11 protein-coding genes are annotated in these 13765 nt (G+C 39.9%); 2 read left to right on the forward strand and 9 right to left on the reverse strand.

The features are described from left to right. Positions 1-15 precede the first annotated feature (15 nt). The 3 genes from FILTAD_RS05840 to FILTAD_RS05850 form a co-directional block, all read right to left on the reverse strand. Complete coding sequence (locus FILTAD_RS05840) at positions 16-1296, reverse strand: Gfo/Idh/MocA family protein (protein ID WP_124069623.1); 1281 nt, start codon at positions 1294-1296, stop codon at positions 16-18. A gap of 61 nt (positions 1297-1357) precedes the next feature. After that, entirely contained in the window at positions 1358-2257 is a 900-nt protein-coding gene (locus FILTAD_RS05845; protein ID WP_124069624.1) for an ROK family protein, read from the reverse strand. 360 nt (positions 2258-2617) lie between these two features. Beyond that, complete coding sequence (locus FILTAD_RS05850) at positions 2618-4315, reverse strand: peptide ABC transporter substrate-binding protein (RefSeq protein WP_124069575.1); 1698 nt, start codon at positions 4313-4315, stop codon at positions 2618-2620. A 508-nt stretch (positions 4316-4823) separates the two neighbouring features. On the opposite strand from FILTAD_RS05850, the gene FILTAD_RS05855 reads away from it, so the two are divergent. Further along, the gene (locus FILTAD_RS05855; RefSeq protein ID WP_160117574.1) at positions 4824-5720 is read left to right on the forward strand and encodes a PucR family transcriptional regulator; all 897 of its coding nucleotides are present in this window, start codon (positions 4824-4826) and stop codon (positions 5718-5720) included. Positions 5721-5833: 113 nt separating this feature from the next. Further along, positions 5834-6931 (forward strand): ABC transporter ATP-binding protein, encoded by a 1098-nt coding sequence (locus tag FILTAD_RS05860; RefSeq protein WP_124069577.1) that lies wholly within the window; start codon positions 5834-5836, stop codon positions 6929-6931. A gap of 198 nt (positions 6932-7129) precedes the next feature. On the opposite strand, the gene FILTAD_RS05865 is transcribed toward FILTAD_RS05860, so the two are convergent. From FILTAD_RS05865 to FILTAD_RS05890, 6 genes are all read right to left on the reverse strand, one after another. Beyond that, positions 7130-7861 (reverse strand): GntR family transcriptional regulator, encoded by a 732-nt coding sequence (locus FILTAD_RS05865; protein ID WP_124069578.1) that lies wholly within the window; start codon positions 7859-7861, stop codon positions 7130-7132. Positions 7862-7978: 117 nt separating this feature from the next. Further along, the gene (locus tag FILTAD_RS05870) at positions 7979-8623 is read right to left on the reverse strand and encodes a YesL family protein (protein ID WP_238988159.1); all 645 of its coding nucleotides are present in this window, start codon (positions 8621-8623) and stop codon (positions 7979-7981) included. Positions 8624-8688: 65 nt separating this feature from the next. Beyond that, on the reverse strand, positions 8689-10302 hold the full coding sequence (locus FILTAD_RS05875) for an extracellular solute-binding protein (protein WP_124069579.1): 1614 nt from the start codon (positions 10300-10302) through the stop codon (positions 8689-8691). A 16-nt stretch (positions 10303-10318) separates the two neighbouring features. Next, the gene (locus tag FILTAD_RS05880) at positions 10319-11197 is read right to left on the reverse strand and encodes a carbohydrate ABC transporter permease (RefSeq protein ID WP_124069580.1); all 879 of its coding nucleotides are present in this window, start codon (positions 11195-11197) and stop codon (positions 10319-10321) included. A gap of 12 nt (positions 11198-11209) precedes the next feature. Further along, complete coding sequence (locus FILTAD_RS05885) at positions 11210-12100, reverse strand: ABC transporter permease (protein WP_238988165.1); 891 nt, start codon at positions 12098-12100, stop codon at positions 11210-11212. A gap of 124 nt (positions 12101-12224) precedes the next feature. Next, positions 12225-13376 (reverse strand): Gfo/Idh/MocA family protein, encoded by a 1152-nt coding sequence (locus FILTAD_RS05890; protein ID WP_124069582.1) that lies wholly within the window; start codon positions 13374-13376, stop codon positions 12225-12227. Between the last annotated feature and the right edge of the window lie 389 nt (positions 13377-13765).

Here is a 13765-nt window from a genome sequence, read left to right on the forward strand (position 1 = left end):
ATTTCCATGACTACCTTATTTCACACTAAGAGACTTCACTCGAGAGACTTCATTCGAAAAGTCAGCAATACGAATTACTTTACCATTTTGAAGCCTTGAAGCTTCAGCGCTAAATGCAAGCAAATGACTTTCTAAGGATACAGCAGCGGATGATCTGCTCTCATTCCCATTATAGTTTTTAACTTCATGTAAAAAGTCCCTGACAATTGCTTCGTCACCACCACCATGGCCGCTCTTTGGTTCATTCAATTTAGTAATTGTTTCATTTTTTGTTTGGAAATCAAATACGGATATCGAGTTTTCATCCATTTTTCCTCTAATTTCTCCTTTTGTGCCCATGATTTGCACAATGCGCGTTTGCTCTCTTGTGAATCCACACATACTAAAAGTAGCGGTAGCGCCATTTTCAAACTCCAGGTTGACCACTTGATGATCGACAACATTATTATCAGAACGGTAGACACATTTTCCGTAAGGCGTTGTTTGTAATGCATGAATAATACCTTCCCGTGAATGATCCGTTGTGAACTTTTTCGCCCAGCCTCTTCCTTCACCTAAATAATATTTCCCTGCATGAAAAGCACATTCGTTTTCGATTGGACAGCCATCCAAACAGCGTAAAGGTCCCTCTTTAGGCGCGTTCGACTCTTTAAAATGCATCAATGATCCGAATGAGCTCACATGCTTACATTTTTGGTCCATCAAATACATTAAGATATCCATATCATGACATGACTTTTGCAAGATCATCGGGCTGGATACATCACTATTATTCCAGTTTCCACGTACAAAACTATGTGACATATGCATAACTTCAACATTTTCATTCAATTGAATGGAGACGATATCCCCTATTTTTCCTTCTTCAATAATGCCTTTGATTGTTTGCCAAAATGGTGTATACCTTAACACATGGCAAATCGTCAGCAATTTATCATGTTCTTTTGCAACCTCCACCATGGAAATGCATTCTTGCGGATCTGGAGACATCGGTTTCTCAAGTAAAACATGATAGCCCTTTTCAATCGCTTTGACTGTCGGCTTATAGTGCTGCCGATCCAATGTACAAATGAAAGCGACATCCGCTTCGAACTCATCTTCCAACATCTCTTCCCATGAGGCATAACAACAACTTTCCGAAATTGAGTATTGCTGCGCGAATGCCTCTCGTCGCTCGGAATTCAGCTCGGCAACAGCTACAAACTCCAATTCATGTGGAAAATCGTTGGCATAAGGGGCATATGCTTTCGCTCCTCTATCACCTGCACCGATTAAAACCGCTTTTATCTTTTTTATGGTTTTCTCATCTTTATCGTGTTTCAAAGTCTTATTTCCTCCCCTTAAATCGAGTAGTTTATTATTCAATCCCTTTTAAACCCGCACCGATAATTCCTGAATCCTCTTTCAACTTGCTTGTAAATAAGCGCTCCAAGCTATGGAGTTGTTCGGGGATTAGATATTTTTTCAATTCCTCCTTGAATAAGTCCAGTAAAAAAGGATTGCTATTCATTACACCGCCTCCAAGAACAATTCGATGGGGATCTAACAAACAGATTATCGAATAAATACCATGCGCTAACGATTCGACAACCTCACTCATTAACGCTTCCGTTTCTGCATCTTTCTGTCCATACTTCGCGAAAAAATCACTTGTCGTAACAGCAGGGTTGTTGAATCGTTTTTCCGCAAGTTTTTTTATTGCAGGACCTGAAGCTGACTTTTCCAAATTAGCAATTCCATTTGCTGACGACTTTGCCAAAACTGGAAACAAACCTAATTCCCCTGCAAACCCATTGCCTCTTATAAATGAACCTTCATGAATGATCGAACAGGAAATTCCTGTACTAATTGTTACATACACAAATGTGTCTTGCTTATTCGTGTTCGCTACTTTCCATTCTGCAAATGTGGCCATGTAGACATCATTATCAATCACAATATTTTCAAATGAAAAATAATCTTGTAACCGACTCACGATCGGAAAGTTATCCCAAGGCAAGTTATTTTGAAAAACCGCTATACCCTTTTCACGATCTACTTTTCCGGGTACACCAACACCCATACCTTTGATATCATTTAGCTGTACATGTGAATCCTCTAAAACCAGTTCAATACTTTTAATAACTTGCTCAAACATCTTTTCTTTATCTGATGGATCACTTGGAACTTCTGAACGTTTATATATTTCGCCATTTTGATCAATTAGTACAGACGCTATTTTTGTGCCGCCAATATCCACACCCAATGCATATGCCACATAATTCACCACACGATCTCTTTATTTACTTGTTAGCTTCATTATTAAACTCTGAAAGTATTTAGTAAAACTATTACCTATGTATTTTCACCTTATCATATACTCTTTTTTCTGTCTACACAGTTCATTAGAGAATAATCCCCTCCGTAATAACTAGGACACTTGTCCAGTCGCTTGTGCATAGGAATTTAACAGAGGGAATCCTCTCAACACCGCTCGGCGCTAGGGAATGCCTCCCGCGATAAGCCGGACAGAAAACCATTGTCAGTATTATCGCTTCGGCTGCCCCAGTAGGCACCTTCGCTGGAGATTAAATAGAATCTCATTTGTTCAACTTATATAGTTACCTACCAAGACTTTTTACTTCCCGTCTTCTTCGATATACATCCACTTATAAGTAAAGTCACTACCGAATGGATTAACGGCAATTCCTTTTACAGCAGGATTCCGAAGAAACATTCCGCCGCGTTGATAGGTCGGAGCGATGGCTGCATCATCTTCAAGTAGGACTTTTTCAGCTTCCGCAAATACTTCAAAACGCTTGATAGGATCATTTGCATACGTTGTTTTCGTAGATTCAATAAGTTCGTCATACACTGGATTCGAGTAACCCATTTTGTTCTGCGGGCTATCCGTTACAAACAATTCCATGAATGAGATTGGATCCTGAAAATCGGGGCCCCACCCTGTTGCTTGGAGATCATAATCACTTGTGTCATCCAGTTCAAGACGTACTGCCGCAGGAACTTCTTTCAATTTAATCGTCAAGCCTGGAAGGTTTCTTTCCAATTCGGATTTGTACCACTCTTGTTGTTTCTTGGAGCTTTCTGCGTCTCCGCCGAGAAATTCAAGTGTTATTTCGTCTGTTCCAAGTGCTTCCAACCCTTTTTTCCAAAACTCTTGTGCTTCTTCAACGTTGTAAACAGTGAAATCTTTACTATACTCACGGAAGTCTTTCCCGTTTTCGTCGAGCACAAAGTCATTTGCGACGAGGAAGTTAGCAGCTTTAGCTCCATTCGCCATGACCGCGTCCGCAAGTTCTTCTTTATTGAACGCCCGTGTGATTGCCTTACGAATATCAGGATTGGCAAGCGGTGTCGGTTTACCATCACGCAGTTGGTTCATTTTTAGATAGAACACGGCTGTTTCAACCTCATTGTAAACGTTTGGATCTTCAGCATATTGCATGGCATACTCAGAGTTCAGTACTACACGATCTTTATCGCCGCTTTCATATAATTTTACAGCTGTTGATGTTTCTTTAATAACATCCACAACGATTTCATCAAGTTTTACACTCCCAGCATCCCAATATGTATCATTTTTAACGTAGTTCCAGTTACCGGTGCCATCCCAATCTGACAATGAGAATGGGCCATTGTAAATCATTGCATCCGAGCTAGTCGCATAACTATCACCTTTGTCTGCTACGAACTCTTCGTTAAGTGGTAAAAATGTAGCGAAAGAAGTAAGTGATAAGAAGTAAGCAACTGGGCGCTCAAGTTGAACGACAAGTGTTTTATCATCTTCAGCCTTAACTCCAAGGTCCGCAACTTCTGCTTTCCCTTCACCAATTTCGGTTGCATTTTTGATCATTCCCGCCATCAAATAAGGTCCGTAAGGCGAAGCCGTTTCAGGATCAACAGCACGTTGCCAAGCATATACGAAATCATGCGCAGTTACAGGTGTACCATTCGACCATTGTGCATCACGAATTTTGAACGTATACGTCATTCCATCCTCACTGATTTCAGGCTCTGTTTCAGCCATCGCTGGCGCTAGTAAACCTTCTTGGTTCACGCGGTAAAGCCCTTCCATTATATTGTTCAGTACCTTAGTGCTTACCGCGTCTTCAGCAATCGATGAGTCAGCAGATGAAATTTCGGCTACTTCAATCAAACTCAAAACTTGCGATCCATCTCCCCCTGATTTTTCTGTAGCCTTTTTTCCGGATTCAGTAGAATCATCAGCATTGTCATTTTTATCGCTGCACGCCGCGAGGAATACGCTAAGTACAAGCATAATACCCATCAACCACATAAATTTTCTATTCTTCAAATCAATGACCTCCTCAATAATTGTCAAGAAAACGCTTACTTTAGTGTTATAAAGTTATTCTTACAGTTTGGCAATCTCTTTGAAATTTCAACACGAACTGGGACAGAGTACTATCATTCACCACACAATCTTTTTATCTGATTTTGAAAAATACTATCAGATTAAGTAAAACTAGAAGTAAATATGGTAACTAAACTATTTACTAATATTTTTTTCAACATTAACATATATCGACTTTTCTGTCTATATAGAATATGAGAGAACGCCAAAGAAGCCCCATCTATAGACCGGACCAAGAATCTTTGTGACAAACGCTTAGGAGGTCTGGCTACTGACACCATTTGTGTTTTTCAAATTGTGGCAGTACCTGTGGTCAAGCTTAATTGGCGTGGATTTGTTGGACACTTAAGCGGAACTTCCCCGGCTTTACTTATTGGAATTCTAAAAATACAATATAGATTAAGGTATTCCTCCATTAAACGGATTCATGAAAGGAGATAACCAGGCAGTGCACAACAACTTATCTGTACTTTTTCCCTCTATTCAACTACTATCCGAACGCCCTGTGGAATCCAGTGAAAAGGTATATGTTTTCCACAATAACTATACAGGAAATTGGATGAAAATCGACCAAACTGAAGTATCCGAACGTGAATACGCCTTACTTTCTTCCCTTTTTTCAGAAATTAAACCAAATCCTTCAGCCAACCATTCAGTTTCAGAGAAGTGGTTTAAATTTCTTTTTGAAAATGGTTCCGCACCTTTTGAAGAAGAAACAGAGATCCGTGTTATCCAACTTCATTTTAAGATGGACCACGGTAAGAATTCTGATTTAGAAGAGGCCGTTAAAGCATTTTTTGATGACTCTATACAATTAGTTTTTATTTCTGCTCAAAATGCGATACTTATTGAACAGAGGTCTTCATATATTCAGACACCTGAAGACTTCTATTCTTTTATCAACACCCTGGAGAGTGATTTCTACATTAAGTTGAAGTTGTATATTGGAAAATTCCACTTAACTGATAGACATTTCCCCATTCATTTCTCAACTGAAAAAGAGTGGTTTCTTAAAGGTATTTCCCGGAACCGTGCTATACGAATCTACACAATGGAAAATACATTTCCATTTAGCCTGGTTGATCAAATGTCCGATGAAATGAAACACATAATCCGTAAAGAAATTCTCAACCCGATTCAATATGACCAGGAATTACTGCAAACGATGCAACTCCTTTTTGAAAATGGCTTTAATGCAACAGTTACGGCTAAGAAATTGCATGTACACAGAAACACACTGCAATACCGCCTTACCAAGTTTCAAGATATTACCGGCATTTCTGTCCGTAATTTTGACGGTGCACTTGTTGCATATTGTGCGAGTCTGATTGCTATAGAAGGTTAAGTCAACGTGCACAATTGAGATGTCTAAATACTGTGCACACTTCACATACCGCATCCATTTCATCTTTGGTAACCTTAGTTTATAGAAACCGAATGATAAAGGGGTGCACCTAAATGGAGAAAATGGTTCTTGATAATATTTTCAAGATTTATGATGATGGCGCTACGGCAGTTTCGAATTTCGATTTACGCGTCCAAGATAAGGAATTTATCGTTCTGGTCGGTCCCTCGGGTTGCGGAAAGTCAACGACACTACGTATGATTGCGGGACTCGAAGATATTACTGAGGGTGAATTTCTAGTCGATGGTAAGTTAATGAATGATGTGCCTCCAAAAGAACGAGATATCGCGATGGTGTTTCAAAACTACGCTCTTTATCCACATATGAGTGTCTACGATAATATGGCTTTTGGTTTAAAGCTTAGAAAGTTCTCGAAAAAAGAAATTGATGAGCGCGTGAAAAATGCAGCCGACATTCTTGGGCTTGAACCTCATTTAGGTAGGAAGCCCAAAGCCTTGTCAGGTGGACAACGACAACGTGTGGCACTCGGTCGCGCAATTGTTCGTGATGCAAAACTATTTCTTATGGACGAACCATTATCAAATCTGGACGCGAAGTTACGTGTACAAATGCGTGCCGAAATCGCAAAATTGCACGGACGCCTAGGAACCACAACAATCTACGTAACACATGATCAGACAGAAGCGATGACCATGGCATCGCGTCTTGTCGTTATGAAAGATGGATTCATCCAACAAATTGGGACACCAAAAGAAGTCTATGAAAACCCAGAAAACATATTTGTTGGTGGTTTTATCGGATCACCTGCCATGAACTTTTTTGAAGGTCAAATTGCTGACGGCTATTTCAAAATCGGAAACGAACTTATTAAAATCCCGAAAGATAAATTGACGTTATTGAATTCTCAAGGATTTAATGGACAGGATATTATTCTTGGCCTAAGACCGGAACATATCACTGATACCCCTGAATCCCTAGCTCTATTTCCTGAATCTATAATAGAGGCAGACGTTGAAGTAGCCGAATTAACCGGCGCTGAACTAATGGTTTATTCATCTATTCAAGATCAGCAATATGTAGCGCGTGTAAGTTCTGATGCTAATATCCGGCCAGGTCAAAAAGTTAAACTTGCATTTGACCTTGAAAGAGCTCATTTCTTTGATAAAAAAACTGAATCTCGTATCAGATAAAAAACTACCCCACATCCGATAATTCACGATGTGGGGTAGTCTTTTGTAGGTAGTCTATCACTCTTAAGACTGCCCTCGCTACCGACCGTATTGACGATGTTAACTTTAGAGGCATCTGCGCTTAAAATGATCCCATTCAATGATTAGGTTGTCTGTACAACTCCACTTATTTTCAAATTCAAAAAAGGCTCTACGAATTTATACAAGATCCGTGTAAAACCTGCAACGATCCCCTCGTACGATTGAAATACAAAATTCTACCGGTTCGCCGTTGGTATCATATGCTGTTCGCTCCAAAAGTAAGGCAGGTTTCCCTACTTCCGTTTCTAGGAGAACGCTTTCACCTTCCCTTATTAAAACCGGTTCAAAAGCTTCTTTCGCGCGGACAACTGTTACGCCATAGCGTTCATCTAACAAATCATAAAGGGATGATGTTCCTACCTCATACAAAACAGATATGTCTTGAATAACCGATTTCGGCATAAACGATGATTCAAGAATGATCGGTTCTCCATCTGCACAGCGTAGGCGTCTCATTTCAACTACATTTTCTCCTAAAGGGAGCTGTAATCCTGCTCTAACGATTGCAGATGGCTCGACTTCCCTTACTTCAAGCACTTGGTCAGTAGGATGAAGTCCTTTTTCCCGTAAAACACGGCTAAAGCTATAAAATCCTGTTAAAGATTGTTCAAACTTGGGTCTCGAAACAAAGGTGCCTTTCCCTTGTATCCGATAAAGTGTGCCTTCCTGGACCAATTCTTCGATTGCTTTCTTCGCTGTATTTCTACTCACATGAAATATATCCATCAAACTATTTTCCGAATCGATTTTATCGCCCGGCTTCCATTCTTCTGCTCGGATGCGTGCATCCAAACGTTGTTTTAATTGATGATATAGCGGAATAACACTTCCTTGGTCTAACGGTTTCATCACATATCATCCTTTTTCATAGTTCTTATACTTCCAATGTACAACATTTTCACTAGAATTCACATTAAATTAACCGCCTGTTCAAGAACAAACGCCACGTTAATTTCATATAGCGTTTCACGACATCTTTTCTTTCAACGTTCCTTCCGAGGCATCTTTAAGCTTAAAAATCTGTGATGACATCCATGTAAGGAAAAGTACAGTTATGCTTACACCGAAAAATGGAAGTAACCCTGGAACAATCATAAATAACCGATAAAGCACATAAAGCCCCATAACAGATCCAATAGCTTGAAAGGGAAATGAAATACTAAGTAGAAGTGACGCGGAAAAGTACCGTGTAAACGGCATATTATAATGTGCAAATACTTGGAAAATGTTCATCAGCATGACCGAATACAAAATAGTGATCATGACAAGTAGCGTTAACATGAACAAACCGGAAGTTCCGTTCAAGGTCAACACAATCCGTAAATTAAGAATAAGAAAATAACCAATGACAAGCAAAATAACACCGATTTTATTGGAATTGACAAACTCCGCTTTATATGTCGCCCAATAGTTTTTCGCAAGTGACCGCAAATCATCTTGCCCTTGCAATCTAGCCCTCATGACAACGAATAACCCTGCAGTAGCCGGCGATATTCCAAAAACAACTAAACCGAGTATAGTAAGACCTACCCACATTAGTTGCAGCACCGCAAGCATGGTAACGAATTCAACAAAACGATATAAACTTCCCTTCCATCCTTGTAAGTCCAAGCAAATAACCTCCCTGAAAGGGTAAAGCCCATACAAAGATACTGAATTTGTATGGGCTTTTTATTTTATTCCTCTTCTTTCGAACGCTCATATGCTCCTTGAGCTACTTCGAGATAAGATTCTAACCCCATCTTATCCAATGTCTTCTTATAGTCATCCCACTTGCTGAAATCTTGGTTTCCAGTGATAAAGCCTGCAGTCATTTCATCAACATATGTCTGAACATCCGTCATAACTGCACTAACCTTTTCATTCTCTTCGAGCGTATAGTTCAGTCCCGGTAGAATGTCCTCGTCTTTGATGCGGTAAGGTAAAACTTTCTCAGCATTTAAAGTAGAATTTTCTTTACCCTCTGCACCTTGGAAGTACTTTTTCCTTACCATTCCTGGATAATATCCTCCAGGCCAAGTCAAATATTCACTAATTGCTTGGTCCACATTTAATCCATCTGGGTTGTCTGTAATTGTCTCTAAGTATTTGAAGTTTCCTTCTTCATCTTCTTCGAACGTAACACCTTCGAAGCCCATAAAGAACATTTTAGATCCTTCTTCTCCATAAAAGTAATCCATCCAGCGAACCATTGCTTCGGGATTTTTTGCCTTATCAGTCAGCACGAACATCCCTAGATTTCCAAGACCATTCGAAACCGTGTTATAAGCCCGTTCACCAGTAGGACCTTCAAGGACAGGTACACCAACGTAACCGTCAAGGTTCAGTAATTCCGCCGGGTCAACCTCAGCGAGCATTCCAAAATTCCCTTTAGACGCTTCCGCGGCAAACACATGCGGTTCGGTAGTGAAAATATCCTGATTGATTAATCCCTCTGTATATAGCTTGTTCAAGAATTTAAGCAATTCCTTATACTCATCTGTAGCCGGAACAAAACGGAATTCTTCAGTTCCTTCTTTAAAGTCGAGGTTTATGTTCATAGATCCCTGTTTGTTCAATCCATATGTTCCTCGTAAATAGCCAATGAATTGATTGATACCATAGCCGGTGCCCCAACCTTCTTCATCCGCTTTTCCATTACCATTCGGATCTTGTTCTTTGAACGCTTTCAACACTTCGTACAATTCATCAGGAGTTTCAGGCTCCTCTAGCCCCAATTTGTCCAACCAATCTTTTTTGATCCAAGGTGTACCTGCGCGGAGTGCCTCGAAGTTCGGGTCATAGAAAGCAGGGAACCCATAAATTTTACCATCAGGCATTGTAACTCCTTTTTTTACAGATGGATATTCTTCAAGGATTTTCTTGAAATTCGGTGCATATTCATCAATATAATCACTTATTGGTAAGAAGACGCCTTGTTGCCCATATTTAATCAGGTCTGTTTTCGGAAATGCTGATGCAAAGAACAGTTCAGGATAATCACCAGCTGCCAACATTAAGTTTCGTTTCTCGGCAAGACCTTCAATTTGAACTGTTTTCCAGTCCACTTCGATATTTGTCATTTTTTCATACTCATCCCAAAGCATCAAGTCATTCCAATTTTGTGAGGCAAAGAACTTTGCAGCAAAGCCATCAACCTGAATACTTTCCTCAACAATCGGCATGCCGGTTGCCTTTACATTATGCGCATTTTCACCTTTTTCAATTGTCTGATCGTCTTCTGAACAAGCCCCCAAAATACTTGCTGTCAATAGTAATGCTGCAACACTTGAAAAGTACTTTCTCTTCAATGCGCTCTCCCCCTTATTATCCTTTTAGTGATCCTATCATGACACCTTTCACGAAATACCTTTGTAAAAACGGATATAGCATCAGCATCGGTAGATTCGCAACAATTAGCACTGCATACTTCAACCCCTCAACGCTAAGTTGTTGTGCCAAAAAGCTTTCCGAAGTTGCTTTAATCATGTCATCGGTTTGACCTTGAATAAGAATTTGTCTGAGAATCAGTTGAAGCGGAAACTTGTCTTGATCCTGCAGATAAATCAATGCCTGGAAGTAGGAATTCCAATGGCCAACAGAATAGAAAAGAACCATTACAGCAATGACAGGAAACGATAACGGGAGAACGATACTCCACAGTATTCTGAAATTCCCGCATCCATCAATCTTCGCTGATTCCTCCAATTCATGCGGTATGGCCTGGAAAAATGTTCTCATAATAATAATGTTCCAAACTGCAACCGCATTAGGAATCACCATAACCCAAAATGTATTCAGCATTCCAAGATCGTGAATGAGTAAGTACGTTGGGATAAGTCCACCACTAAAGAATATAGTGAAGACAATGAACGCCATAATGAGTCCACGACCCTTTAAATCTCTTCGTGAAAGCGGGTATGCTGCTAATATTGTCATTATGACGTTCAGTATAGTTCCAAATACCGTATACTTCAGCGTGTTTACAAATCCATTAATAATATCTTTGTTTTTGAATACTTTTTCATATGCATCTAGCGTTATATCTTTTGGCCACAACCACATCTCACCTGACACTACGTATTGTGGGTTACTAAATGATGCACTCAAAACAAAAACTAAGGGATAAATTACGAGTAAGGCGACAATGGTCAGGAACACAAAGTTGAATATATTAAATGTCCGATCTGTTTTGGATTCTCTCAACTACCCCACCCCTTACCATAGACTTGTCTCATTTACTTTTTTCGCAATCTGATTAACCATTATGAGCAGGAAGAAGTTTATCAATGAGTTGAATAGCCCTACTGCCGCAGAGAAGCTGTACTGCGCTTCCAAAATCCCACTTCGGTAAACGAATGTCGAGATGACATCGGAAGTCGACATATTCAAATCATTTTGCATAAGATAGACCTTTTCAAATCCTACAGCCATAACGGACCCCGCATTCAAAATGAATAAAATTACAATTGTAGGCATAATGGCTGGAATGTTAATGTGTAGTATTCGTTGAAATCTTGACGCTCCGTCGATCATTGCTGCCTCATGTTGTGAAGGATCTACTGCAGCGAGTGCGGCGATGTAAATAATCGAGCTCCACCCCATTGTTTGCCATACATCTGAAAACACATACAAACTTTTAAAAAAAGCAGGTTCCGTTATAAAGTCAATTGGTGTACCTCCAAAAATTTTGATCACCTGATTGACTAACCCATCCGTTTTCAAGAAGAGTAACAACATCCCGACAACTACTACAGTTGAAAGAAAATGTGGTGCATAGATTACTGTCTGGACAAACTTTTTATATCGTAAACTTTTTACTTCATTAAGCATTAGTGCTAGTATGATTGGAACCGGGAAAGATACAACTAGAGTGAAAACACCAATTCCGATTGTATTTAGTATCAGTCTCCAGAAATAGTAACTATCAAAAAACCGCTCGAAATGTTTCATACCTACCCACGGGCTTCCCCAAATCCCTTTGTTTGCGATGAAATCTTTAAATGCAATTTGCAAGCCATACAGAGGGAAGTAATGGAATACGAGAAAATATAGAATGACTGGTGTTAGTAATACGTACAATTCCCAGTTTCTACGTATTGATTTCATCCATCCAATCCCTGTTTTTTTCTTTACTTTTTCACTCTTTTTCCTATGCACTCCATCCTCTTTGACACCCTCTACACTTTCGCTCATATTTGTCACAATCAGACCCCTTTTCTTTCTAACACATTCAACTGTGCACGATGCTAGACACCTGAGAAATCCTGACGACTTTACCTCCTGCACGGATTGACTCCGTTGCCGCACAGCCAACTGCCACACTCATTCTTCCTGCGAAAGGCGTTGTAAGGGGTTTTTTATCATGTAGAATCAGATCGATAAAATCTTGCGTTATTTTAGGATCCGCTCCACCGTGACTACCCTCTTCCTTCTTCATTTCATACGTTACATCACTAAACTCTTTCCACGTATTCGTTTTACGCGTTTTCAAGTATACTTTCCCATTCACATCGTCATTCTCTATACGACCTTCAGTTCCAATAAATGTATAGTTACGGTTATAGTCTGGCGTGAAATGACATTGAAGATAAGATGCCTTAATCCCGCCCTCAAGCTCCATAATAAGCATGTTATTGTCTTCAACATCGATTTCTTCACGGAATGCACATTCCGTAAATGTATGAGCAACATACTCAGGACACGTATTCTTTAACTCACACTCAGGACATGTTAAGTCGTTTGGCTTATCCCCTCCGTAGTAATCAAGGCTCCCGAATGCAGATACTTTTGTCGCATACTTGCCTGAAATCCAATGGATCACATCAAGGTCATGCGAACCTTTCTGTAATAGTAGAGAAGTTGTATTTTCTGATTTCCCATGCCAATCGTGGTAGTAGAAATAACCGCCAAAGCCGACGAAATGACGAACCCAAATTGTTTTTAATTCTCCGATAGCACCTGAGTCAATTAATTCCTTCATCGTCTGGTACATACTCATATAACGCATATTGAAACCAACCATTAAATGCTTTCCTGAATTCTGCCATGTATCGATAATTCGGTCACATCCTTCAACCGTAATCGCAAGCGGTTTTTCGGAATAGACATGTTTCCCAGCTTCAAGGGCTGCAATGACGTGTTCCTCATGCAAGTAATCCGGTGACAAAACCGCAATCGCATCGATATCATCACGCTTCAATAATTCTTTGTAATCATTTGTTTGAAATAACGGTGTGTCGTATTTTTCTTGAAACTTTGCAATGCGTTCGTCAGAAATATCCGCAATCGCAACGACCTCTGACTCCCCCCCTGGCTTATGCCAGTAGTGTGCAAGTCCACCCCGTAGACCCGCTCCGATAATTCCCATTCTTACCTTTTTCATTTCTCCACCCCATCTGTATATGTCGTTTTTTTCTTTCAAGGGATTCCCCGGTTTACAGAAAAAACTTCCCGATTGAATCAATAGGGTTACTTGTACATTGTCGTGTTAGTTGACGAACGACTAATCCGAAATACCGTACACAACTTTGTCGGGTATCCTAAGCTCTAGCCCATGTAACACAGGCGTTACTGCTATTTTCCTATTTCATTTGTAACCGTTTTCTATACCCATTCCCACTATACAATTACTTACTACTCGACCTTCATTTTGAGAAACCGGGTTGTCGGGTTGTAGGTACAACTTTAACGAAATAAAAAGAAAAACCATTTTTCTCAAAATCGTAACTTCTATTAATAATAATATATAGCTAGCAACCTAGTATGTCAACA

The organism is Filibacter tadaridae (assembly GCF_900609045.1).
Lineage (GTDB): Bacteria > Bacillota > Bacilli > Bacillales_A > Planococcaceae > Sporosarcina > Sporosarcina tadaridae.

What these genes read in the sequence shown, in the direction of transcription:
- FILTAD_RS05860 (WP_124069577.1), top strand. Translation starts at nt 5,834, where the DNA reads ATGGAGAAAATGGTTCTTGATAATATTTTCAAGATTTATGATGATGGC.
- FILTAD_RS05865 (WP_124069578.1), bottom strand. Translation starts at nt 7,861, where the DNA reads ATGAAACCGTTAGACCAAGGAAGTGTTATTCCGCTATATCATCAATTA.
- FILTAD_RS05885 (WP_238988165.1), bottom strand. Translation starts at nt 12,100, where the DNA reads ATGAAATCAATACGTAGAAACTGGGAATTGTACGTATTACTAACACCA.
- FILTAD_RS05890 (WP_124069582.1), bottom strand. Translation starts at nt 13,376, where the DNA reads ATGAAAAAGGTAAGAATGGGAATTATCGGAGCGGGTCTACGGGGTGGA.